At 74.2% G+C, this 23,017-nt stretch carries 24 protein-coding genes and 1 tRNA gene; 13 read left to right on the top strand and 12 right to left on the bottom strand.

Translation table 11 applies throughout. From position 1 onward, the window contains the following. The first annotated feature begins 111 nt into the window (after positions 1-111). From MXD57_RS19185 to MXD57_RS19170, 4 genes are all read left to right on the top strand, one after another. Positions 112-525: a transglycosylase SLT domain-containing protein gene (locus MXD57_RS19185; protein ID WP_250402756.1), complete on the top strand. Its 414-nt coding sequence runs from the start codon at positions 112-114 to the stop codon at positions 523-525. Between the two features lie 157 nt (positions 526-682). Then, entirely contained in the window at positions 683-1,369 is a 687-nt protein-coding gene (locus MXD57_RS19180) for a YoaK family protein (RefSeq protein ID WP_250402755.1), read from the top strand. 306 nt (positions 1,370-1,675) lie between these two features. After that, positions 1,676-3,049 (top strand): glycine betaine/L-proline transporter ProP, encoded by a 1,374-nt coding sequence (gene proP, locus MXD57_RS19175; RefSeq protein ID WP_284505801.1) that lies wholly within the window; start codon positions 1,676-1,678, stop codon positions 3,047-3,049. A gap of 180 nt (positions 3,050-3,229) precedes the next feature. Further along, positions 3,230-3,898, top strand: a complete 669-nt coding sequence (locus MXD57_RS19170) for an O-methyltransferase (RefSeq protein ID WP_250402753.1) — start codon at positions 3,230-3,232, stop codon at positions 3,896-3,898. A gap of 31 nt (positions 3,899-3,929) precedes the next feature. On the opposite strand, the gene MXD57_RS19165 is transcribed toward MXD57_RS19170, so the two are convergent. Continuing rightward, on the bottom strand, positions 3,930-4,322 hold the full coding sequence (locus MXD57_RS19165) for a hypothetical protein (RefSeq protein WP_250402752.1): 393 nt from the start codon (positions 4,320-4,322) through the stop codon (positions 3,930-3,932). Positions 4,323-4,456: 134 nt separating this feature from the next. Here MXD57_RS19165 and MXD57_RS19160 point away from each other — a divergent pair, with 134 nt between their 5' ends. Beyond that, positions 4,457-4,891, top strand: coding sequence for a J-domain-containing protein (locus MXD57_RS19160; RefSeq protein WP_250402751.1), 435 nt, complete (start codon positions 4,457-4,459; stop codon positions 4,889-4,891). A gap of 254 nt (positions 4,892-5,145) precedes the next feature. Here the strand turns inward: MXD57_RS19160 and MXD57_RS19155 are convergent, their stop codons facing one another. Both MXD57_RS19155 and MXD57_RS19150 read right to left on the bottom strand, forming a co-directional pair. After that, on the bottom strand, positions 5,146-6,114 hold the full coding sequence (locus tag MXD57_RS19155; protein WP_250402750.1) for a hypothetical protein: 969 nt from the start codon (positions 6,112-6,114) through the stop codon (positions 5,146-5,148). A gap of 2 nt (positions 6,115-6,116) precedes the next feature. Then, entirely contained in the window at positions 6,117-6,788 is a 672-nt protein-coding gene (locus MXD57_RS19150) for a hypothetical protein (RefSeq protein WP_250402749.1), read from the bottom strand. A gap of 148 nt (positions 6,789-6,936) precedes the next feature. Between MXD57_RS19150 and MXD57_RS19145 the strand changes: the two genes are divergently transcribed. Beyond that, on the top strand, positions 6,937-7,509 hold the full coding sequence (locus MXD57_RS19145) for a GNAT family N-acetyltransferase (protein ID WP_250402748.1): 573 nt from the start codon (positions 6,937-6,939) through the stop codon (positions 7,507-7,509). On the opposite strand, the gene MXD57_RS19140 is transcribed toward MXD57_RS19145, so the two are convergent. Further along, a complete protein-coding gene (locus MXD57_RS19140; protein ID WP_250402747.1) occupies positions 7,433-9,472 on the bottom strand; it encodes an MFS transporter in 2,040 nt (679 codons plus the stop codon). The two genes, MXD57_RS19145 and MXD57_RS19140, sit on opposite strands and share 77 nt — an antisense overlap. A 149-nt stretch (positions 9,473-9,621) precedes the next feature. Between MXD57_RS19140 and MXD57_RS19135 the strand changes: the two genes are divergently transcribed. Further along, complete coding sequence (locus MXD57_RS19135; RefSeq protein ID WP_250402746.1) at positions 9,622-10,551, top strand: peptidoglycan-binding domain-containing protein; 930 nt, start codon at positions 9,622-9,624, stop codon at positions 10,549-10,551. Between the two features lie 53 nt (positions 10,552-10,604). On the opposite strand, the gene MXD57_RS19130 is transcribed toward MXD57_RS19135, so the two are convergent. Beyond that, positions 10,605-11,273: an HAD-IA family hydrolase gene (locus MXD57_RS19130; protein WP_250402745.1), complete on the bottom strand. Its 669-nt coding sequence runs from the start codon at positions 11,271-11,273 to the stop codon at positions 10,605-10,607. 181 nt (positions 11,274-11,454) lie between these two features. Then, positions 11,455-12,036 (bottom strand): TMEM165/GDT1 family protein, encoded by a 582-nt coding sequence (locus tag MXD57_RS19125; protein ID WP_250402744.1) that lies wholly within the window; start codon positions 12,034-12,036, stop codon positions 11,455-11,457. Positions 12,037-12,409: 373 nt separating this feature from the next. Here MXD57_RS19125 and MXD57_RS19120 point away from each other — a divergent pair, with 373 nt between their 5' ends. After that, the gene (locus tag MXD57_RS19120; RefSeq protein WP_250402743.1) at positions 12,410-13,054 is read left to right on the top strand and encodes an HNH endonuclease family protein; all 645 of its coding nucleotides are present in this window, start codon (positions 12,410-12,412) and stop codon (positions 13,052-13,054) included. A gap of 107 nt (positions 13,055-13,161) precedes the next feature. Here the strand turns inward: MXD57_RS19120 and MXD57_RS19115 are convergent, their stop codons facing one another. The 3 genes from MXD57_RS19115 to MXD57_RS19105 form a co-directional block, all read right to left on the bottom strand. After that, on the bottom strand, positions 13,162-13,773 hold the full coding sequence (locus MXD57_RS19115; protein ID WP_250402742.1) for a DedA family protein: 612 nt from the start codon (positions 13,771-13,773) through the stop codon (positions 13,162-13,164). 222 nt (positions 13,774-13,995) lie between these two features. Further along, positions 13,996-14,448: a DoxX family protein gene (locus MXD57_RS19110; protein ID WP_250402741.1), complete on the bottom strand. Its 453-nt coding sequence runs from the start codon at positions 14,446-14,448 to the stop codon at positions 13,996-13,998. A 441-nt stretch (positions 14,449-14,889) separates the two neighbouring features. Then, the gene (locus tag MXD57_RS19105; protein WP_250402740.1) at positions 14,890-15,123 is read right to left on the bottom strand and encodes a DUF2277 domain-containing protein; all 234 of its coding nucleotides are present in this window, start codon (positions 15,121-15,123) and stop codon (positions 14,890-14,892) included. Positions 15,124-15,217: 94 nt separating this feature from the next. Between MXD57_RS19105 and MXD57_RS19100 the strand changes: the two genes are divergently transcribed. Both MXD57_RS19100 and MXD57_RS19095 read left to right on the top strand, forming a co-directional pair. Then, on the top strand, positions 15,218-16,180 hold the full coding sequence (locus MXD57_RS19100) for a ketopantoate reductase family protein (protein ID WP_250402739.1): 963 nt from the start codon (positions 15,218-15,220) through the stop codon (positions 16,178-16,180). 72 nt (positions 16,181-16,252) lie between these two features. Next, positions 16,253-16,606: a hypothetical protein gene (locus MXD57_RS19095; protein ID WP_250402738.1), complete on the top strand. Its 354-nt coding sequence runs from the start codon at positions 16,253-16,255 to the stop codon at positions 16,604-16,606. A gap of 452 nt (positions 16,607-17,058) precedes the next feature. On the opposite strand, the gene MXD57_RS19090 is transcribed toward MXD57_RS19095, so the two are convergent. After that, positions 17,059-17,133: transfer RNA gene (locus tag MXD57_RS19090), tRNA-Val, on the bottom strand. A 220-nt stretch (positions 17,134-17,353) separates the two neighbouring features. Here MXD57_RS19090 and MXD57_RS19085 point away from each other — a divergent pair. From MXD57_RS19085 to MXD57_RS19075, 3 genes are all read left to right on the top strand, one after another. Next, positions 17,354-18,748, top strand: coding sequence for a hypothetical protein (locus MXD57_RS19085; protein WP_374114724.1), 1,395 nt, complete (start codon positions 17,354-17,356; stop codon positions 18,746-18,748). A gap of 116 nt (positions 18,749-18,864) precedes the next feature. Then, positions 18,865-19,491, top strand: coding sequence for a DUF4383 domain-containing protein (locus MXD57_RS19080; RefSeq protein ID WP_250402737.1), 627 nt, complete (start codon positions 18,865-18,867; stop codon positions 19,489-19,491). 9 nt (positions 19,492-19,500) lie between these two features. Next, the gene (locus tag MXD57_RS19075) at positions 19,501-19,722 is read left to right on the top strand and encodes an FmdB family zinc ribbon protein (protein ID WP_250402736.1); all 222 of its coding nucleotides are present in this window, start codon (positions 19,501-19,503) and stop codon (positions 19,720-19,722) included. Here MXD57_RS19075 and MXD57_RS19070 read toward each other — a convergent pair whose 3' ends face one another. Both MXD57_RS19070 and MXD57_RS19065 read right to left on the bottom strand, forming a co-directional pair. Further along, positions 19,723-20,553, bottom strand: coding sequence for an HAD family hydrolase (locus MXD57_RS19070; protein ID WP_250402735.1), 831 nt, complete (start codon positions 20,551-20,553; stop codon positions 19,723-19,725). Continuing rightward, the gene (locus MXD57_RS19065; RefSeq protein WP_250402734.1) at positions 20,553-23,012 is read right to left on the bottom strand and encodes a phosphoribosyltransferase; all 2,460 of its coding nucleotides are present in this window, start codon (positions 23,010-23,012) and stop codon (positions 20,553-20,555) included. Before MXD57_RS19065 ends, MXD57_RS19070 begins: the two co-directional genes overlap by 1 nt. Between the last annotated feature and the right edge of the window lie 5 nt (positions 23,013-23,017).

Raw genomic sequence — 23,017 nt, 5'->3', positions numbered from 1 at the left:
CGCCAGGCGCCACCGCCCGAGAGGGCCGGGGCGCCGACGTACGCGGCCCCCGCATGACGGGCGGCTCCGGCATACGGGCGATCCCCCCGTCCCCGACGCAAGAGGTTCTCCGTGTCCGTCTCCCTCATCCGCCGCATCGCCTCCCCGAAGAAGGCCCTCACGACCGTCGCCCTGGCCGCCGCCACGGCCGGCATGGCGATGTCCGCGACGCCTGCCCAGGCCGCCACCGACACGGCCTCGTCCGCCCGGACGATCGCGCACAGGATGATCCCGGACGACGCGCAGTACAACGCCTTCAGCAAGATCGTCGAGCACGAGAGCGGCTGGAACCCCAGCGCCACCAACAGCTCCTCCGGCGCCTACGGCCTGGTGCAGGCCCTGCCCGGTTCGAAGATGGCCTCCGCCGGCTCCGACTGGAAGACCAACCCGGCCACCCAGATCAAGTGGGGCCTGGACTACATGAACTCCCGCTACGGCAGCCCCGTGAAGGCCTGGACCTTCTGGCAGGCCAACGGCTGGTACTGAGCCACCCGAGCCGTCCGCACCGCACCCTCGCCCACGACCGGCGAGGGTGCGCGCGCATGTCCGCGCGTTGCGCGGCGCCTCACGGAGGGCGCCCGCCGGCCGGTGGACCATGGTGGGCCTGGCACCAGCCCTGTCCGTCCGGCCGACCGGAGGAAGCATGACCACGCCGCCACCGCCCGCCCCGGAGCCGGAGACACGGGGAGTGCGGCTGGTGGCCGTACTGCTGACGCTGACCGTGGTGAGCGGTCTGATCGACGCGGTGAGCTATCTGGGCCTGGGCCGGGTGTTCACGGCCAACATGACGGGCAACGTGGTGGTCCTGGGCTTCGCCGCCGCGGGCGCCCCCGGGTTCTCGGTCCCGCTCACGGCGACCTCCCTGACCTGCTTCCTGTGCGGCGCCGTGGCCGGCGGCCGGGCGGCGGCACGCTTCGGCGGCGGCCCCCGGCGCGGGTGGGCCCGCCGGATCCTGGCGGCCGAGGCGGTACTGCTCGGCGGGGCGGCCGGGGTCGCCTTCGCCTGGCCGGACACGAGCGGCACCCGGTACGCGCTGATCGCCCTGACCGCCTTCGCGCTGGGCCTGCGCAACGCGACCGTCCGCAAACTGGGCATCCCCGACCTCACCACCACGGTCCTGACCATGACCCTGACCGGCCTGGCGTCCGAGTCCCGGCTGGGCGACGCCACCGGCCACCGCTCCCCGCGCCGCACGGCCGCGGTGGTCGCCATGGTCGCGGGCGCCTGCGCGGGCGCCTGGCTCGTCCTCCACCAGGGCCTGGCCGTCCCCCTGCTGATCGCGGCCGCGATGTCGGGCGTGCTGGCGATGGTGGCGTCGGGCCGGGAGTGAGCTCCCGGTACCGGCGCGAGGACACCCGGCCACCGGACCTCCCGCCTCCACCCGTCCGGCGGCCGGGCGGCACGGCTCCGGTTGCCCCGACCCGGCGCGACAAGGGTCACAGCGCCGGGCCCGCGCACGCCGGTCCGACCGGACAGGAGTGCCTGCATACACGCCCTTTGGCCGCACTGTGCATCGACTCGCACACACGACGTAAGAGGGTGAATTCCGGCTATCGTCGCTTTTCGGCCTGTTGTCCGACACCGCCGTCGCCCGGGCCCCGTCCCTGTTCCCGACGAAAGGTGGGTGAGCCCCGTTTTGGCGACCGCCACCGCAGTCCCCCCGCGCCCGAAGACCACGCGGACCGCGCAGGCCCGCACCGACGTCACCGTCACCGACTCCGCCATGGTGAAGCGCGCCGTGAAGGCGGCCGCGCTCGGCAACGCCATGGAATGGTTCGACTTCGGCGTCTACAGCTACATCGCGGTCACCCTGGGCAAGGTCTTCTTCCCGTCCGGCAACCCGACCGCACAGCTCCTGTCGACGTTCGGCGCCTTCGCCGCGGCCTTCCTGGTCCGCCCGCTGGGCGGCATGGTCTTCGGCCCGCTGGGCGACCGCGTGGGGCGCCAGAAGGTCCTCGCCCTCACCATGATCATGATGGCGGCGGGCACGTTCGCGATCGGCCTGATCCCGTCGTACGCCTCGATCGGCGTGGGCGCGCCGCTGCTGCTCCTGGCCGCCCGCCTGGTGCAGGGCTTCTCCACCGGCGGCGAGTACGCGGGCGCGTCGACGTTCATCGCGGAGTACGCCCCGGACAAGCGGCGCGGCTTCTTCGGGAGCTGGCTGGAGTTCGGCACGCTGGCCGGCTACATCGGCGGCGCCGGCCTCGTCACCCTCATGACGGCCCTGCTGTCCACGCACGACCTGCTGGCCTGGGGCTGGCGGATCCCGTTCCTGATCGCGGGCCCGATGGGCATCATCGGCCTGTACCTGCGGATGCGCCTCGAGGAGACCCCGGCCTTCGCGGCCGAGGTGGAGAAGGCCGAGGCCTCCCGGACCCGGGTGCCGCTGCGCGAGATGGTCTCGGGCCAGTGGAAGGCGCTGCTGCTGTGCATGGGACTGGTGCTGGTCTTCAACGTCACCGACTACATGCTGCTGTCGTACATGCCGAGCTACCTGACCAGTGAGCTGAAGTACGACGAGACCCACGGGCTGCTGGTCGTGCTCGGCGTGATGGTCCTGATGATGGTCGTCCAGCCGTTCGCGGGCGCGCTGAGCGACCGGGTCGGCCGCCGTCCGGTGATCGCCGCGGGTTGCGCGGGCTTCCTGCTGCTGTCCGTCCCGGCCGTACTGCTGATCCGCCAGGGCAGCCTGCTCGCGGTGGCGCTGGGCATGGGCGCGCTGGGCCTGCTGCTGGTCTGCTTCACCGCCGCCATGCCGGCCGCGCTGCCCGCGCTCTTCCCGACCCGGGTCCGCTACGGCTCCCTGTCGATCGGCTTCAACGTGTCGGTGTCCCTCTTCGGCGGTACGACGCCGCTGGTGGTCACGGCGCTGATCGGCGCCACCGGCAACATGATGATGCCCGCGTACTACATGATGGCCGCGGCCGTCGTGGGCGGGTTCGCCGTCTGGCGCATGTCCGAGTCGGCCGGCCGCCCGCTGCCGGGTTCGGCCCCCTCGGTGGCGCGGTAGACGTCACGCACCTTCGACCGGCCCCCGGAGCGCGAGCGCCCGGGAGCCGGTCGGGTCCGGGGCGCGGAACCCCGCCGTCGCTCCTCCCGTCGGCGCCCGGCGGCTGAGACGATGCAGGGGCAAGGCCCCAGGAGCCCCGGGAAGAGACTCGGGCGGACACTCGGGAAAGGCAGCAGACGCATGAGCTCGCAGCTCTGGGACGACGTCGACTTCTACTTCAGCAGCCATCTCGCACCGGAGGACGATGCGCTCCAGGCGGCCCTGCGCGACAGCGAGGCCGCCGGGCTGCCGCACATCAGCGTGACGGCCACCCAGGGCAAGTTCCTCCAGCTCCTCGCGGAGGTCCAGGGCGCCCGGACCGTCCTGGAGATCGGCACGCTCGGCGGCTACAGCACCATCTGGCTGGCCCGCGCCCTGCCGGCCGACGGCAGGCTGATCTCACTGGAGTACAGCGCCAAGCACGCCGAGGTGGCGACCCGCAACATCGCCCGGGCCGGTCTGGAGCGGATCGCGGAGGTACGGGTGGGCCCGGCCCTGGAGTCGCTGCCCAAACTCGCCGACGAGAACCCCGCCCCCTTCGACCTGGTCTTCATCGACGCCGACAAGGCCAACAACGCCCACTACGTGGAGTGGGCGCTGCGGCTGAGCAGCGCGGGCAGCCTCATCGTGCTGGACAACGTGGTGCGCGGCGGGCGGGTCGTCGACGCCGACAGCAAGGAGCCGGACGTGGTCGGCACCCGCGAGGCCATCGAGCTGATCGCCGCCCACCCCCGGCTGAGCGGCACGGCGGTGCAGACGGTGGGCAGCAAGGGGTACGACGGGTTCGCGGTGGCCCGGGTGCTGGGCTGAGCCACCCCGCCGGCGGCGTCCGCCCCGGGGCTCAGACCTCGTGGTGGAAGCCGACGTTGACGCTGCGCGGCGCGGTGCGGTCCTGGACGACGACCTCGCCGGCGCCGCCGCGCGGCAGCGTCACGGCGGCGCCGTAGGCGACCGTCTGCGCGTACTCACCGACGATCAGCCGTACCTCGGCGGACGGCTCGGCCTGCGAGCCGCGCAGCCAGCAGAGCTGCCAGGCGCCGTCGGGGCCGTACCGGAACTCCAGGTGGACGCGGGAGACGAACAGCCAGTCCTCGGGGGTGACCAGCCGGCACACGGACGCGTCCCGCCCCACTCGCAGCACGGCGCCCGGCTCGCTGGGCGCGTCGGCCATCGTCATGCCGGCGGTGGCGCCCGTGTCCGCCCCGGAGACGGTGGCCATGGTCAGTTCGAGCACGTGCGTTCCCCCTGGAGATGCTGCGACGTCGAAGGAGCGGCGACATCGGAGACGTCCTTGCGCGGTGGCCGGATTGCCGCACCGCCGCCGCATGATAAAACGCCCGGCCGGGCGGCGTCCGGCACAATGGGCTCATGACCGAGCGAAAGCCACCGGGTGTTCCGTTCGAGTCCTGGGTCGACAAGCAGATCCGGGACGCGCAGGGGCGCGGTGAGTTCGAACGGCTGCCGGGCGCGGGTGAGCCGCTGCCCGCCGACCTCGACTCCACGTACGACGAACTGTGGTGGGTCAAGCGGAAGATGGCCCGCGAGGGCCTCGCGGTGCTGCCGCCGGCGCTGGCCCTGCGCAAGGAGGCGGAGGACGCGCTCGTCGCCGCCTACGCGGCGCCCACGGAGCGCATGGTCCGGAAGATCATCACCGACGTCAACGTGAAGATCCGCGACATGATGTTCAAGCCGCCGCCGGGACCGTTCCTGGGCAAGAAGCCGTACGACGTCGAGGAGGTCGTACGCGAGTGGCGGCAGCGCAGACTGACCACCACGCGCGCCGAACCGGGTCCGGCGGGCTGAGCCGGGTCCGGGGCGGGCGCCCCGGTTCAGGGCCTGTCCGGCGGACCGGCGCGCGGAAGCGGGGCAGGGCGCGTCCATCTGCGGCGCTGTCGTCGGTTGCCGGCGCTTCGCGCCGGTGCCCTCCTCCACGCCGCGGTTGGACGCACCCTGCCCCGCTCACCCGCGTCGACCGGGTCCTGCCGCCCGCCTGCGGTCCGCTCCGCCGGCCGCCGGTGCCGTGACCGGAAGGACTCACCGGCCGGCGGCGTCCGGCACTAGAGGTGGAGCAGCCGGTCGGCCAGTTCGCGGTAGTCCCGCAGGGCGAGGCGCAGTTGCTCGGTGTCCGTCTCGTGCCGCGCCGGGTCGCTCCCCTCGCCGCTCTCCCAGGACGTGCGCAGCGTCCGGCGGCGCCGGGTGACGGCCTCGCCGAACCGCGCGGCTATCTCCTCCAGCGTCCGGTCGGCCTCCTCGACGGCCGTCCGAGGCTCCTCCACGAACCCGGCGAGCGTCTGGCGTAGCTGTGCCTCCCACTTCTCCGCCTCCTCGGTCGCGAGGAGCGGGGCGTGGCCGCCGGAGCCCTTGCCCTCGGTACCGGGCCGACCGGTGTCGCCGGTCCGGGCCGCGGTGGACCCGGGGTGCCCCGTGTCCACCCCCCGGCCCGAGGCCGTCGCCGCCCCGCGCCCCGGGGCCCCGTGCGGGGCCGGCACCGCCCCACCGTCGCCGGTCGTCCGCTCGCCCGGTGCGGAGGCGCCGGGCGTCCCCGCACCGCGTGCGCCCGTACCGGACTCGCTCCGGTCCGCCGCGCCCGCGCCTTCGTCGACGCCGGTGCCGGGGGTGCCGGTCCGGGCGGTGTCCGTACCGCGGGTGCCGGGTCCGTCCGTACCCGCCCCCCGGGTGCCGGTCCTCGCGTCGCGCATCGCGCCGGTGTCCGTCCCGGCTCCGGTGCCGGCCGCGCCCGCTCCAGCCGCCCCCGTCGTCCCGGCGGGGGTCGTGCCCGGGTGGGCCTCCGCGCCGCGCGGCGGCGTGCGGCCGTCTCCCGTCAGCTCCTCCCGGCCGGCGCCGGGCTCACCGTGGAGCGAGCCCGCTCCGCCCTCGGGGCGGTGCACCGACTCGCCCCGCGCCGGCTCGCCCACGGGGCGTTCACCGACCGGGCGCCGGTCGTCGGGGTGCCGCCCGGCACCGGTGGCGTCGTCCTCGGCCGGGTACCCCTCGGCACCCGCCGCCGCGTCCCTGTTCACGGCCATGGTCAGACTCCCCTCGGGTGGCTCTTGCCGAACATGCCCGGCTTGCCGGACGACTGGTGCCGGGTGTCGTCAGCCGTCGCGGCCGTGACCTCGGAGCGGTGGCCGGTCGCCCGGGCCGAGTCGCGCATCAGGTCGTCGAAGAGGGCGCGCGCGTCCATCAGCGCGGTGCGCAGCTCCTCGGTTCCGGCCGCGGACTCGCCCGCCCCGCCGACCGGACCGGCCTGGCCCACCCGGTGCACCCGCCGGTAGCCCTCGACGTGCTGGGCGTGGTGCACGGACAGCGCGGCGAGCTGCTCCTCGTAGCGCCCGCCGTCCGGGTAGCCACGGAAGGCGGCGAGATCCGACAGCAGCCGGTCGGCCTCGGCGACCGCCTCTCGCGGCGCCTCCACGAACCGCTCCTGCACGGCGGTCCAGCGAGCGCTGTACTGCTCGCGCTCGGCGGGCTCCAGGGGCCGCTCGCGCAGCTTGCCGTGGCGCTCCAGACGCTCGGTCAGCTCGCGCTCGGCGGCCTTGGCGTCGCCGTCGTGCCGGGCCACGGTCCGCTGGTACTCGGGCCCGAAGCGCTGCTTCAGGTCCGGTCCGCCCTGCCGGCCGCGGCCGCGCGTTATCAGGGTGGCGGCCAGGACCAGGGCCGCCACGACCACGATCACAGCGATGATCATGCCTGTTGACATGGTTGCCTTCCGGAATCGGACCGGCCCCGCTGGCCGGCTCTCCTTCCGTGTGACCCGGAAGTCGGCGCACAAACGGTGGCCCACCGGCGCAGCGGCGCACGCATATCCGGTTGCGCCCGCTGCCCGCCGACGGCGCACAATCCCCGGCATGACGTGGATGATCGCCCCGGAACGTTACGACTCCCCGGCCGCCGTCGCGCTGTGGCGGGCGTACTACACGGAGGTCAGCGACCGCTGGTACCTGCTGCACGAGGGACGCCGCACCGCGCCGGAGGAGCTGGAACGGGGGATCGCCGCCCACGCCGGCGCCGAACTCGCACCGCCCAGCGGGCAGTTGCTGCTCGGCCGGTACGACGGCGAGCCGGCCGGCTCGGCGGGCGTACGGCTGCTGGCCCCGGACACCGCCGAACTCACACGGGTGTTCGTGCTCGACGGGATGCGCGGCCGGGGCGGGGCGGCGCTCCTGGTCGCCGCCGCCGAGGAGGCCGCCCGTGCCCTCGGCGCCACGGCGCTGGTCCTGGACACCCGTGCCGACCTGGTCGAGGCCCGCGCCCTGTACGCCCGGCTCGGCTACTCGGAGACGGGGCCCCACAACGACGACCGGTACGCCGAGCACTGGTTCCGCAAGGAACTGCCGGGCCCCGTCAACGACGGCCGAGCACCGCGCCGTCGGCCGGCCGCTCGCCCTCCGCGCCGCACAGTTCGCCGGTCAGGTCCTTGACGAGCCGGGTGAGGTCCGTGGACCGGCCGGGGACCCACCAGTCGCCGAGCAGTTCGGCCAGGGACTTCTCCCGGGCCGCGGCGAGCCGTTCGGCGACCTCGCGGCCGGCCGCGGTCAGCACCAGGTCCAGGCCCTCCCGCTCGGCCAGGCGGCGCTCCTCGACCTGCCGGGCGGCCGCAAGGACCGTCCGCAGCGGCACGGGACCGCGCTCGGCGAGCACTCCGGGCTCCACCGAGCCGTACCTGCGGATGCGCAGCAGCAGCCAGCTCGCGGCGGGCAGCAGGTCGTACCCGGCCCGCTCGGTGATGTCCCGGTAGACCTCGCGGCGTCCCTCGCGGCTGCCGAGCACGGACAGCGCGCGGCTCACCTCGTCGCCCGAGGAGCGCTCGACCGGGTTCGGCGGGATGGTCTCGGAGGCGTCCGGCGCGGTGACCGAGCCGCGCAGCCGGTCCTCCTTCAGGAACCACGCCAGGACGAAACCGAGGGCGGCGACGGGGGCGGCGTACAGGAACACGTCGGTGATGGCGGACGCGTACGCGTGCAGGGCCGCCGGGCGCAGCGGGGGCGGCAGCGCGGTGATGCCGCGCGGATCGGCCTTCAGGGCGTCGGGGGTGGCGCCGGGGGGCAGCCGGACGCCGCGGAAGGCGTCGGCGAGCCCGTCGGCGAGGCGGCTCGCGAACACGGTGCCGAAGACGGCGACCCCGAAGGAGGCGCCGATGGAGCGGAAGAAGGTGACGCCGGAGGTGGCGACGCCCAGATCCTCGTACGACACCGCGTTCTGCACGATGAGGACCAGGACCTGCAGGACCAGGCCGAGGCCCAGGCCGAAGACGAAGAAGTAGGCGCTCATCTCGGTGGCCGGGCTGTCCTCGTCCAGCCGGTGCAGCAGGAGCAGGCCGACGGCGGTGACGCCGGTGCCGGCGACGGGGAACACCTTCCAGCGGCCGGTGCGGCTGACGATCTGCCCGGAGGCGGTGGAGGACAGCAGCAGGCCGATCACCATCGGCAGCATGTGGACACCGGACATCGTCGGGGAGATCCCGTGCACGACCTGGAGGAAGGTCGGCAGGTAGGTCATCGCGCCGAACATGGCGAAGCCGACGATGAAGCCGATGACGGCGGCGAGGGTGAAGGTGCGCAGGCGGAACAGCTTGAGCGGCAGGACCGGTTCGGCGGCCCGGCGCTCCACCGCGACGAAGGCGGCGGCGAGCACGGCGCCGAGCACCACGAGCCCGATGATCTGCGGCGAACCCCAGCCCCAGGTCGTGCCGCCGAGGGAGGCGACCAGCACCAGGCAGGTGGCGACCGAGGCGATCAGCGCGGTGCCGAGGTAGTCGATGACGTGCCGGGCGGCCCGGCGCGGGATGTGCAGGGCGGTGGCGATCACGGCCAGGGCGACGACACCGACGGGCAGGTTGACGTAGAACACCCAGCGCCAGCTCAGCTGTTCGGTGAGCAGCCCGCCGAGGAGCGGCCCGAGCACACTGGTGGCACCGAACACCGCACCGAACAGCCCCTGGTAGCGCCCGCGTTCCCGGGGCGGCACGATGTCGCCGACGATCGCCATCGACAGCACCAGCAGTCCCCCGCCACCGAGCCCCTGCACGGCCCGGAACGCGATGAGCTGCGGCATGTCCTGCGCCATTCCGCACAGCGCGGATCCGACGAGGAAGACGACGATCGCGGTCTGGAACAGCTTCTTGCGCCCGTACTGGTCGCCGAGCTTGCCCCAGAGCGGGGTCGCGGCGGTGGAGGCCAGCAGGTAGGCGGTGACGACCCAGGACAGGTGCTCGAGCCCGCCGAGGTCGCTGACGATCGTGGGCAGCGCGGTCGCCACGATGGTCTGGTCGAGTGCGGCCAGCAGCAGCCCGAGCAGCAGGGCCCCGATCGAGACGAGCGCGTTGCCGGAGACGTGTTCGGCGGCCGCCGCGTCCTTCGCCGTGCCGTGCGTGTCCAGGGCCATGGAGACCTCCCGGCGCTCGATGCGCCCCTTCCATCCTGGGCGGTGTCACCGCTTATGGCCCGTTGAGGTCTGTGGTTGTCCCATTGAGTCCTGTGGTGGTGGAGGAAATATGCATATCCTCTGAAGTTCTCAAGGGGACGGGGGAGCACATGCCGGAGTCGAGCGGCCACACCTGCCCGGAGTGCGGTGCGCCCAGGGGGCCGGACCACACCCCGTCGTGCGCCTGCACGGCGCGGGCGTCCGAGGCCCTGCGCGAGACACGCACGGCCGAGACGGCCGCGGCGGAGGACTTCGACGCACTGCGCGTACGGCCCTACGTGGGGGTGGGGGGCCCGGACGGCTCGGCAGGGCCGCCGGAGGCGGAGCAGGAGGCCCCCTCCACCGGTGCGTCCGCGGTGGACGGCGACCGGGCGGGCGCTCCGGCGGCGGAGGCCGGCGCCGCAGCGCCCGGTCCCGGCACGCGGGAGTTACCGCCCTCCGGGGACGTGGGCGCGGAGCCGTTCCCGGCCCCGGCCGCGTCCGCGACCACCGGCCGCGCCCGCCGGCGCCGTACCGCGCTGCTGTGCGTGGCGGGCGCCGGCGCGGTGGTGGCCGCCGTGAGTCTCGCGGGCGGGCTGCTCTCCTACCAGGAACCGACGCGGGACCGGTCGGCGCCGGAGGTACGGGAGAGCCTGCCGGAGGAGGCCCCGGTGTCGCCGGGCTCCGCCTTCTCGCCGGGGCCCGCGTCCCCGTCCGCCGTCCGCCTGCCGACCTCCACGCCGTCCGCGCCCGGGGCGGCGGCCACTGCCCCGGCGTCCCGCGGCGCCTCCCGTCCGGCCCCCTCGGGAACGGCGCCGAACAGCCCCTCCCCGACCGCCACGCCACTGGCCCTGCGCCGCGGCGACCAGGGCCTGGAGGTCGTCGACCTGCAGGCCCGGCTGAGCGCGCTGAACCTCTACCCCGACCACATCGACGGCGTGTACACCCGCCCGGTCGAGGACGCCGTGCGCACGTACCAGCGCGCCCGCGGCGTACGCGGCGACACACCCGGGGTCTACGGCGCGGCGACCCGCGCGCGGCTGGAGTCGGAGACCTGGTAGCCGCGGGACGGGGCCGCGTCCGCCGGGTCCGGGCGCCCGGGGCCGGGCGCGGCTCAGGCCAGGTGCAGCCGGACCGTGCCGTCCCCGGCGGGTTCCACCCGCACCCCGGTCAGGTCCGGCACCACCACGTCCGGCGCGTGCGAGGCGGACCGCGCCCCCACGCCGACCACCCGCATCCCCGCGGCCCGTCCGGCCGCCACGCCGGCCCCGGAGTCCTCGAGGACGACGCAGTCGGCCGGGTCGACGCCCAGCTCCGCCGCGCCCTTCAGGAACCCCTCGGGGTTGGGCTTGCTCGCCCCCACCGACTCCGCGGTGACGCGCACCTCGGGCAGCGGCAGTCCCGCCGCGGCCATGCGGGCGGTGGACAGGGCGACGTCGGCGGAGGTCACCAGGGCGTGCGGCACCCCGCCCAGGGAGGCGAGGAAGGCACCGGCGCCGGGAACCTCGACCACGCCGTCCATGTCGGCGGTCTCCTCGGCGAGCATGCGGGCGTTGTCGGCGAGATTGCGCTCGACCGGCCGCCCGGGCAGCAGCACCGCCATCGAGGCGTGCCCCTGCCGCCCGTGCACGACCTTCATCACCTCGTCGCCGTCCAGTCCGTGACGCCCGGCCCAGCGCCGCCAGACGCGCTCGACCACGGCGTCGGAGTCGACCAGGGTGCCGTCCATGTCGAGCAGGAGGGCGCGGGCGGTGAGGACGGCGGGCGTCGTGGTGGCCGGCATCGGCGGCTCCTCCTGGTAGGGGCGCCCCGGGATACGGAACGACAGGGCGGGGCGGGGACGGAAGACGAAAGGGCCCCGCCCGCCGGTCAGGGAGAACGGACGGGAGCCCCTTTGTTCCCTCACGGTACAAAACATGTCGCGGTACCGCCACCGCCACCGCGGGTGTGCACCGTCCGTTCGCTCAGCCGGCGATGGCCTCGTACAGACTCCACACGCCCAGGCCCAGCATCAGCAGCGCCGCGATCCGCGCGATCAGCCGCAGCGGCACCCGCTTCATCAGGGCCTTCCCGCCCACGATGCCGAGCCCCGCGACGGCCCACAGGCCGAGGACCGCGCCGAGGCCGACGGAGAGCGGGTCGTCGTAGCGGGCGGCGAGGTTGGCGGTCATGATCTGGGTGAGATCGCCGAACTCGGCGACCAGGATGAGCATGAAGCCGGTGCCGGCGACCTTCCAGAAGGACTGGTCGGCGGGCTTCTTGATCTCCTCCTCGCCCTCGTCCCTCTTCAGCAGCAGCACCGCCGCACCGGCGAGGAAGAGCGCACCGGTGAGCGCGTGCACGATCCGCTGCGGGAGCAGGGTCAGCACGCTGCCGGCGGCGACGGCGAGCACGACGTGCAGCAGAAAGGCGGCGGCGACACCCGCGAAGACGTACGAGGCGCGGTAGCGGGTGCCGAGGACGAGCCCGGCGAGCGCGGTCTTGTCCGGCAGTTCGGCGAGGAAGACGACGCCGAAGACGAGCGCCGTCACGGTGATGCTGATCAAGGTCCCTCAATCGGTCGGGGCTGCCCCACCGAGAGCTCTGCACCTCACAAAGGACACCTCGGCACGGCAGCGCACTCGGCGCCCGCGCCTCGGGGCACGGGCGTGCACTGCTTGCCGAAGGTCTCGCCGGCGGTCCCCGCGGGGCCGCCTCCGGGCGCCGGCTCAGGCTCGCTGAGCAGTATGTCGACGGTCCGGCGAAGGGCTACTCCCCTTCTGCGCCGTCCATCGTACGGGATCGAAAGTTCGACCTCGAACCTTGTCGTGTCATGCACGCGACATTAGCTTCTAACCGAGCGCTCACCGAACGGCAACACGGCAGCGCGAGCATTCCCACGCCCGCGCTCCAACACCCCCACCCCACAAGGGAGTTCGCATGCCCCGGTTCTACGCGCGTCGACGGCTGAGCATACTCGCCGCCCTCAGCGCACTGATGGGATCCGTCGCCCTCCTCGACGCGCCGAGCGCCTCCGCCGCCCTGCCCACGCCGGTCAGCGGCGCCACCGCCCGCAGCTACCTCTCCCAGCTCACCGTGGCCACCGAGAACCGCACCGGCTACAACCGCGACCTGTTCCCCCACTGGATCACCATCAGCGGCACCTGCAACACCCGCGAGACGGTCCTGAAGCGGGACGGCACGAACGTCGTCACCAACTCCTCCTGCGCCGCCACCAGCGGCAGTTGGTACTCCCCCTACGACGGCGCCACCTGGACCGCCGCCTCCGACGTCGACATCGACCACCTCGTGCCGCTGGCCGAGGCCTGGGACTCCGGCGCGAGCAAGTGGACCACCGCCCAACGGCAGGCCTTCGCCAACGACCTGACCCGCCCGCAGCTCATCGCCGTCACCGACAACGTCAACCAGGCCAAGGGCGACCAGGACCCGGCCACCTGGATGCCGTCGCGCACCGCGTACCGCTGCACGTACGTCCGCGCCTGGGTGCAGGTGAAGTACTACTACGACCTGTCGGTCGACTCGGCGGAGAAGTCCGCGCTGACGAACTACCTGGCGAGCTGCTGACCGCCCCCCTCCCCCCACAGCCCTCTCCGGCCGCCGCGCACCGGCGTCCGGGGAGGGCGGCGGTACGCGAGCCCCGGGGAGCACCGCGGCGGCCGGCGGCCGGACCGCTACGCCGGACGCCGCCGCACCAGGAACCCGGCCGCCGCACCCGCGCCGACCAGCGCGGCCACCGAGACGCCGGTGGCCAGCCAGGTGGCACCCAGCCAGCGGGCGCCGAAGTAGCCGAGGGCGACGCTGTAGGCGGCCCAGGACAGCCCGGCCAGCGCGGACCAGGGGACGAAGTCGCGGGCCCGGCGGTGCGCCGCACCCGCGCAGAAGGACACCACCGAGCGGCCGGCCGGCGCGAACCGGGCGAGCACCACCAGGGCCCCGCCGCCCCGGGACAGGGCCTCGCCGAGACGTTCCTGCGCGACCGTCAGCCGCCTGGACCGGCCTATCGCCCGGTCCAGGCGCTCGCCGCCCCGCCAGGCGAGCCGGTAGGCGGCGACGTCACCGAGGAGCGAGGCGGTCGCGGCGGAGAGGATCAGGGCGAGTATGTCCGGCACCTCGTGCGGGACCTGCCCCGTCGCGGCACCCGAGCCGGCGGCCGCCGCCGTGGCCGCGGTGATGACGAGGACACCGCTCGGCAGCACCGGCAGGAAGACGTCGAGCAGCACCGACAGGGCCACCATGACGTAGATCCACGGGCCGGCGGCCAGCGACCCCAGGCTCTCCCACACGACTGCTCCCCGTTCCCCCGTGACTCCCCCCATGACAGCCATACAGCGTACGCCGCGGGTGTGACAGGAGGTTCCCAGGGGCGCACGTGATCGTCACCCTGTTTTTCGGGCCCTTCACACCCGGCGAGCCCGACGGCGCCCCGCCCCGCGCGGGAGCGGGGTGGGGCGCCGTTTTCCGTATGCCCTGCCCGGGCACCTTGATGCAGTGCCCCGGCGATCGGGTCAGGCCGCCATCGGCGCCTGTTCGGTGCGGGACCTCCGGACGGTCGCCGTGCGCCGGACCAGCCGGTCCAGGCCGAAGGCGCCGGAACCGGTGAAGACCAGCAGCAGGAACGCCCAGCAGAACAGCACCGACAGCTCGCCGCCGTTCTGTATGGGCCACAGCGCGGCCCGCTGGTGGACGTCGAAGTAGGCGAACGCCATCGAGCCCGAGGCGACCAGCGCGGCGCCACGGGTGCCGAGGCCGAGCAGGACGAGGCCGCCGGCGACGAGCTGGATCACCGCCGCGTACCAGCCGGGCCAGGTGCCGGCGTCGACGGTCCCGCCGTGGGTGCCCATGGCACCGCCGAGGACGCCGAACAGCGAGGCGGCGCCGTGCACGGTGAACAGCAGGCCGACGACCACGCGGAACAGCCCGATGGCGTACGGCTGAGCGGAGTTGAGACGTGCGGACATGAGGGGGGATCTCCTCTTCGGTTCGGTCGGACCGGCCGGGGACGGACCGGTCATGGGGGCGGCGGTACCGAATGGAGACCCAGGTTAGGTGCACCTAATCGATGCTTGCAAGTTCAACATTTGGCCATGGTTTCGCGTGCGCTCACGGCGCCCTTCCGGGCGCGAGCGCACGTGGCGGGGCGCTCCCCGCCGCACTCCGGGCCGAAAATGTGACCGAATCCACTCCCTGCGCGGCCGCCCCGCACAGCCGCCCGCCGCCACTCGGGCCGCGCGGGCCGCGGGTGGACCCCCACCTCCGCCACCGTGCGGGCAGCCCGACGTGATCGTCCGTCGGACGATCGGGCGCGGCGCACCCGAGACCGAGGCGGGCCCGGCCGCGGGCGCTGCCGCCCGGACGGACGTCCGGCCGCCGAGGCGCCGGTCACGACGCCCGGGCGCTTCCTACTCCGCCGCCGTCCGCACCGCCCGCCCTCGCACCTCCAGCCCCCCGAGCAGTTCCGCCGTGGCCGCCGCCACGGCCTCCACGGCCCGTTCGAACACCTCGCGGTTGTGAGCGGCGGGCGCCCGGAACCCCGAGACCTTCCGCACGTACTGCAGCGCGGCGGCGTGGATGTCGTCCTCGGTGGCCTCGTCGGGCAGCACGGGCGGGCGCAGCGTCTTGATACTCCGGCACATGCCCCCAAGTCTCCCGCGACGCCCCCGGCCCTGCGATGATCACGCCGAAGGCGGCCACCGACCCCCGGGGCCGACCGACGAGAGGAACTCCCTCATGACGACGAAGCAGACCGGAACGTCCGGACCGGCCACGAAGACGGCACGGGCCGAGCGGCCGGAGCGGCCGGGCCTGACCGTGGCCGTGCTGGGCCCCGGCGGTGTCGGCGGCCTCCTCGCCGCCCTCCTGTCCTGTTCCGGGCACCGCGTCATCTGCCTGGCCCGCGAGGACACCGCGAGCACCCTGCGCGCCGGCGGAATCCAGGTCCGCAGCCACCGGTTCGGCGACTTCACCGCGCCCGTGGCGGCCGACACCGAACTGCGCGAACCGGTGGACGCCTGCCTGGTCGCCGTCAAGCACACCGGCCTGGACGACGCCCTCGCCCGCGTCCCGGCGGCAGCGCTCGGCGACGCCCTCCTCGTACCGCTCCTCAACGGAGTCGAGCACCCCGCCGCCCTGCGCGCCCGCTACCGCCCCGACCTCGTCGCCCCGGCGGTGATCCGGGTGGAGTCGACCCGGACCGCGCCGGGCGTCCTCCGGCACGACAGCCCCTTCGCGGAGATCGACCTGGCGAGCGACACCGCGCCCCGGCCGCGGCTGACCGCCCTCGCCGCGGCCCTGTCCGGCGCCGGCCCCACCGTCCGGGTCGTCGAGGACGAGACGGCCGCGCTCTGGGCCAAGATGGCGTTCCTCGCCCCCCTGGCCCTGCTCACCACGCGCTACGCCCTCCCCCTCGGCGAGGTGCGCTCCCGGCACGACGAGGAGCTGCGGTCACTGGTCGCCGAGACGGCCGCGGTCAGCCGCGCCTGCGGCGCTCCCGCCGACCCCGCCGCGGCCCTGGCCCGGTACGCCGCCTTCCCCGCCGCCACCCGGTCCTCCATGCAGCGCGACGCCGAGGCGGGCCGGCCGCTCGAACTCGACGCCATCGGCGGGGCGCTGCTGCGCGCGGCGGACCGGCACGGCGTACCGGTGCCGGTCGCGGCCCGGCTGGTCGGGGAACTGCGCGAGAGCGGCCACTGAGCCGATCACCCGTTCGAATGAACTCCGGGAACGGCCTCGCCACCCAAAATCGAACAGGCGTAGCATTGTCACGTGGGTACGTCCTATGACTTTCCGAGTGACCTGCTCGCCGGTCAGGAGGAGCTGCACCAGATACGGGCCGAACTGTCGGCCTTGCTGAGGCGGCTCCCCTGGTCCGTCGAGCCGCTGGACGGCTTCAGCGACGACAACGGGTGGCGCAGGATCGAGCGGTCCGCGTCCCCCGGGTGGACCGAGGACGAACAGGCGGAGGTGGAGAAGCTGCGGCAGCGCGAGCACGAGCTCGCGGTGTTCGTCAGCACCCACCGCTACTGGTCGGACCTCACCGGCCCGGACCGGGTGGACGCCCGCAGCAGGCTGAAGCACGCGCCCGAGACGCCCGGGAAGGAGCGGACGGAGCAGGACTGACGCGCGCCCGGTCAGCCGGGTGCGCGCGGGAGGACCCCGGCGGTCGTACCGCCGGGGTCCTCGGCATCACGGCCCGAGGGCCGCGCCGGGCGGCGGGCGAGAGGGCCAGCGCCTGGCCGGCGAGCGCGGCCGCCATGGCGGCGGAGCCGAGCAGGACCCGGGGCCCGACACGGGACCGCCGGGCGGTGACGTTCGGACCGTTCACGTGTTGTCTTCCTTCCCCGCGGCGGGCCCCACAACTGTCGCGAAGCATGAGAAAGGGGAACCGGAGCACTGCAGAACGGCCCGCAGACCCATGGCACTTCCACCACCGGGCCCCCGCACCCCGGCCGGGCACCGATGGCCCCGCACAGGTGATCACCGGCGTCCGGCCGGGCTACGGACCCGCCCCGCCTCGAAGCAGAAGGCCCGGCCCCCGCGAGCGGGGGCCGGGCAGCCTTCTCAGATCCTCTTGGTGGGCGCGGACGGTTTCGAACCGCCGACATCCTGCTTGTAAGGCAGGCGCTCTACCACTGAGCTACGCACCCGGGAACAGGTCGACAGCCTACATTGTCCCCGCCTCCGCCCTGCAAGCCCGAGCCGCGCGTGCGGGCGGGCCAGGCCCGCCTCGTGTCCGCGCCCGGAGTGCGTTCCGCGCGCGGCCGGAGAGAGTCCTCGGCCACCGGCGAACTGATCGGCTCGTGTGTTCGTCTTCAACAGGTGGGAGAATGGCACGAGGCAGTGCGGACCACAGCACGGGAGAGGGATGTGAGGGCGACACCGGGCACGCCATCCACGCAGTCGTACCCGCCGTCGCCGACCGGACGGACCCGGCGTGGGTTCGCGGGCGTGCGTGACGTGCTGACGCTGATGAGTGTGCCGGTGGTGGCCGCGCTGGTACTGCCGGCCGCGTTCGCGGGGGGCGGCACGCGGCGGTGGTTCGGCGGGCGTGCGGAGAGTCAGCGGGCCGAGGCCCAGGCCGCGAAGGACGCCGCGGCCGCCGCGTTCTACGAACTGGACACCGCCCAGCGGGATCTGCGGATCTCGGTGGAGACCATCACCGCCGTCGACGACTCCCCCGCCGCCCGACGCGTGGTCGCCGACTTCGAGGCGCTGGGCGCGCGGATCGACGAGGTCAGCCATCGCTACATCCAGGCCGTCGACGCCCATGACCTCGACCGTGACGGCCTGGAGGCGGCCACGGCAGCCCGGGCGCGCGGCGAGCTGACCGCCGCCAAGGACGAGCTGGTCGGGGTGAAGCAGGAGCTGGACCGTTTCGGCAGCTCGCTGGGGCCGTTGCTGGGCAAGGCCGAGACCCGGCTGGCCCGGCTCGCGCCGGCCGTGGAGCGGGCCCGCCAGGCGCTGCTCGGTGCGAGCAACGCGCTGGACGCCGTACGGGGCGAGGGTCTGTCGGCGGACGACCTGGCTGCCCGGCTCGCCTCGCTGTCCCCGGAGCTGACGAGGCTGAACCAGGGCGCCGGGCAGCACGGGGTGCCGCAGACCTTGGAGCGGGCCGAGCGGGTGCAGCGGGAGGCCGCGGCGATCCGGGCCGAGGCCGAGCGGCTGCCGGAGCGGGCGGCGGAGATCGATCACCGGCTGGTCAGTCTGCGCACCCGGGCGCAGGCGCTGACCACCCGGGCGGGGCAGGTCGAACCGGTGCTCAGTGAGCTGCGTCGGCGGTTCGCGGCGGCGTGCTGGCAGGATCTGCAGCAGGTGCCGGCGCAGGCCGCGGAGAACGTGCGGCAGGCCGAGCTGAAGCTGCGCGAGGCGCAGGCGGCGCGCCAGGCACAGCGGTGGCCGGACGCCACGTCGCTGCTGTCGACGGTGCGGGCGCTGCTGAACAGCACCGACGAGGCCGTGTCGGCCGCGGGTGACCGGCTCGCCCGGCTGAACGCGGTGCAGAAGGATCCGCAGGCGGAGACGGAGCGGACCCGGTTCGCGATCCGGGACGCCCAGCGCCTGGCCATGTCGGGGCGTACGACGCCCGATCCGCGGCACGCGCGTCCGCTGGACGAGGCGGTGGGCCGGGTGGAGCGGGCGGTCGGCTCGCTGGAGGGACGGCACCCGGACTACTGGCACTTCCTGACGGAGTTGGAGTCGGTGCGGCGGACGGTGGCCGACGTGGTGGCGCGGATCCGCGAGGAGCGCGGCGGCGGCCGCTGAGCCGCCGGGCGCCCGGCGCGGTTCCCGGGCGGGCGACCCGTGTGGTGGCGGTACGGGGTGGTCGGGCGGATGCTGGTGGGACGGATGGCCTCCGCTAGCGCCCGGAGGAGGCGGACATGGCCACACACGCAGTGCACACCAGGTCCCGACGGCGGATCCGGTTCGACGAGCATCTGCCGGTCGACCACCGGCTGAACACGGTCTACCGCATCGGTGCCGGCCTGATCGGCGTGTTCCTGCTCGTCTTCGGCATTCTGGGGCTGATCGACCAGATCGGATTCTTCAACACGGGCGGTGACACGGTCATCGGGCTGAACACCAACGGCACGCTGAGTGTGCTGTCCATCGTCGTCGGGGTGATCCTGCTGGCGGGCATGGTGATCGGCGGGAACGTGGCGTCCACGCTGAACATGGTGTTCGGCGTGCTGTTCCTGCTGAACGGCTTCCTGAACCTCGCCCTGCTGGACGGCGACTACAACTTCCTCGCGTTCCGGATCCAGAACGTGATCTTCAGTTTCATCGTGGGTCTGCTGCTGATGACCTTCGGCATGTACGGCCGGGTCGGTTCGACCCTGCCGCACGACAACCCCTACTACCGGGCCCGTCACCCCGATCCGGCCGGTGAGCCCGCGGGGCGGGAGCGCGAGCTCGGGACGGCACCGGCGAGGACGCCGCTGACGGGCGGGGAGCAGGGCGGGGCCGGCCGCCCCGGTTCGCGTGAGTCCGGGCGGGGTGCCGGTTAATCTGGGCGCATGCCTCGCTACGAGTACCGCTGCCGAACCTGCGGCGACACCTTCGAACTGAGCCGCCCCATGGCGGAGTCCGCCGCTCCCGCCGCCTGCCCGGCGGGCCATGACGACACCGTGAAGCTGCTGTCGACGGTGGCGGTCGGTGGCACGGCCGGCGCCCCGGCCGCGGCGCCGGGCGCGGGCGGCGGGGGCGGTGGCTGCTGCGGCGGGGGCTGCTGCGGCTGATCAGCGGGACGGGCCGGCCGGTGTTTCGCCGTGGGCGGCCCGCAGGAACTCCCGGGTGATCCGTTCACCGGCGAGTACGCCCCGCTCCGCCAGTGCGGTGACGGCCGGAGCGGTCCACCGGGTGTCGGCCAGTTCGCCGTGCCCGGGCCGCCAGCCCCGGTCGGCGGCGAGGAGCAGATCGGCGTCCAGGAGGGAGTCCCCGGCCGCCAGGGTCAGCTCCGCTCCGGTGCGCCGGGCGATTTCGCGCACGGCCGCGCTCTTGGTGAGCGGCCTGGGCACGGCGTAGATCTTGCGGCCCTGGAGTGAGACGCCCCAGCCGCGGTTCTCCGCCCAGGCCGCCAGTTCCTTCACCCAGTCGTCGGGCAGCAGTTCGCGCTCGACGACGAGGTAGGCGAAGAGGTCCTCGGCGATCCGGTGCTTGCGTGCCCAGACGGGGTCGGCGGTCCGCACCAGGTGCTCGCGGATCTCGTCGAGCGGCGCGCACTCGTCGGCGAGGCGTGCCAGTACACGCGTGTGCCAGTCGTGGTCGGCGACCCCGTCGACCAGCAGGTGTCCGCCGTTGGCGCAGATCGCGTAGGCCGGCGGGGGGCCGGGCAGGTTGATGCGCTGGTACTGCTTGCGGGTCCGGGTCGTGGTGGGCACGAAGACGGCCGCGTCGCCGAGGTCGGTGAGCAGCTGGGCCGCCGTCTCGGTCATGTACGACAGGGGCCGGCTCTCGTGGACCTCCACGCAGAGCAGGCGGGGGGCCCGGGCGTCGGGCATGGTCAGGGCCAGGGCCGCGGCGGAGTAGATCAGCGTGCGGTCGAGGTCGCTCGCCACCAGGACCGGCATCAGACGTTCACCGTCCGGCCGTCGGCGCCGGTGGCGCCCCGGGTGTACTTGGGGTGGATGAGTCCGACGCAGGTGTACGGCAGTTCGCCGACCTCCTCGACGGGCACGCCGCGTTGCGCGGCGAGCAGGCGTACGTGGTCCAGGTCGGGTCCGGCGCCGGCCTTGGCGAGGATCTTCCAGGGCACGCGGCGCAGCAGTACCCGGGTGGTCTCGCCGACGCCGGGCTTGACGAGGTTCACGTCGTGGATGCCGTACTCCTCGCTGATCCGCTCGACGGCCCGCCAGCCGGCCCAGGTGGGGGTGCGGTCCTCGGTCATGCGTTCCTTGACGGTGGTGCCGACGGTTTCGGTGACGTCCTGGAAGCGCGCGCCGACGGCGTCCAGGAAGGCCATGGAGACGTCGGCGCCGGCGAGTTCGCGGTAGAACTTCGCGCCGTGGAAGTCGTCGGGGCCGACCAGGTCGGCCCGCAGCACGGTGCGGGAGATCAGGCCGGAGACGGTGGAGTTGAGGCAGGCGGAGGGGATGAGGAAGTCCTCGCGGGTGCCGTAGGTGCGTACGCAGGAGCCGGGGTCGGCGAGTACGGCGATCTCGGGGCTGAAGCCGGTGACGCCCTCGGCCTTCTCGAACTCCTCGATCGCCTGGGCGAGTTCGCGGGTTATGGCGCCCTTGCCGGTCCAGCCGTCGACGAAGACGACGTCCCGGGGGTCGTGGTGGTCGGCCAGCCAGCGCAGCGCGTTGGCGTCGATGCCGCGGCCGCGGACGATGGAGACGGCGTAGTGCGGCAGGTCGAGGCCGTGCCGGAAGCGGGCCCAGCGGCGCATCAGGATGCCGACCGGGGTGCCGGCGCGGGCGAGCGAGACCAGGACGGGGCGGGCCGCGCCCGCGTCGAGGACGGTCTCGGTGACGACTCCGACGGCGTGTGCGATCCGGGTGGCCGAGGCGTCCAGGGCCGCGTGGAAGAGCTGCTGGTACTGCTCGCTGGGCTGGTACTCCACGGGGAGCGACTCGGCGTAGTGGGCCCCGCCGCTCTGGATGGCCTCCTCCCGTTCCTCCGTCGGCGCCTCGAGGGTGACGTCCGAGAGGTCCCGCAGCAGCCAGCCGACCTCGTCGGGCGGGTACGAGGAGAAGGCGGGGCCGCGGAGGGGCTCGGGCAGCATGGCCGGCCTTTCGGGGGTGGCGGAGGGGGGCGCGGGGACGTGGGAGGGGACGACGGCGAGCAGGACGTGCGGGCTGTGGGCGGCGAGGCGGGCCGTGAGGCCGTCGGCGGCGTGCAGAGCGGGGGTGTCGGCGGCCGAGTCGACCACGGCGACGACGGCGTCGAAGCCGGCGCCCGCGACGTTGTAGGCGTACCGCTCGCCGGGGCCGTCGGCGGGGTCGTCGTGGGCGGGGAAGACCAGGCGGGTGCGGATCGCGTAGCCGGGGTCGTCGACGGCGAGGACCGGTGAGCGGGTGGTGGTGGAGAAGCGCACCCGGGTGTCCGGGGCGATCCGCTCGAGTTCGCGGGCGAGGCGCAGCGGGGTGTACATCAGTTCCTCGAAGCCGAGCACGAGGACGTGCCGGGCGCCGCGGGGCAGGGCTTCGGCGACCCTGCCCGCCATGGCGGGCAGGGCGGCTTCCAGGCGGGCGCGGTGCGCGGGTGTGAAGCCGTGCCGGCCGCCGTCGGGCAGGCCGGGAGGCCAGCGCAGGTCGACACGGGCGATCCGGCCGCGGGACGGCTCGTGCGGCTCGTCGGGCCGGGCGGCCTCGTGCCGCGCGACCAGCTCGCGGCCCCGGTCGAGGACGTCGTCGGGCAGCCGTACGGTGCCGGAGGCGGCGGCGACCAGGTCGACGCGGGCGCCGATGCCGTCCGCGAACCGCTGCAGGCGTGCGGTGTCCTCGGGTGAGCGCATGTCGACCAGGGCGACCACCACATACCGCCGGCGCGGGTGGCGGATGTGCAGGTCGCGGATGGTGTTGAGGACCGTGTTGCCGGTGGAGAACTCGTCGTCGACCAGGACCAGCGGACCGTCGCCGGCCAGCAGGGCGGGGTTCTCGGGGAGCAGCAGGTGGGTGGTGGCGTGGCTGTGGGACTCCTCGAAGCCGCCGGCGGGGGCGAGGCCGGTCACCGGGCGGCGGGTGGAGTGCAGGTACGGGGCGAGGCCCACGCCGTCGGCGACCGCGTGGCCGAGGCCGGTGGCGGTCTCCGCGTAGCCGAGGACGACGGCGGAGGCGGCCGCGGTCTCGCCGAGCAGCGCCCGGACCCGGCGGCCGAGCCGGAATCCGTGGCCGTAGACCACCGACGGCGACTGGGGCACGTGTTTGCCGAGCACGTTGGAGACCAGCAGGTGGGCCCGCTTGGGGTTGCGGCGCAGCGCCAGTCCGAGCAGGTCCGGGAGCCCGTCGTCGCCCTCCAGTCCGACCCCGAGCCGCTGGGCGACCCAGCGTCCGGACCAGACCCCGTCGTTCACTGCGTTGTTCATGCGTT

Source organism: Streptomyces cellostaticus (assembly GCF_023630175.1).
In the GTDB taxonomy this organism is placed as follows: domain Bacteria; phylum Actinomycetota; class Actinomycetes; order Streptomycetales; family Streptomycetaceae; genus Streptomyces; species Streptomyces cellostaticus_A.
The sequence above is the reverse complement of the archived record's forward strand: the minus strand, read 5'-3'. Positions and strand labels throughout refer to the sequence as shown.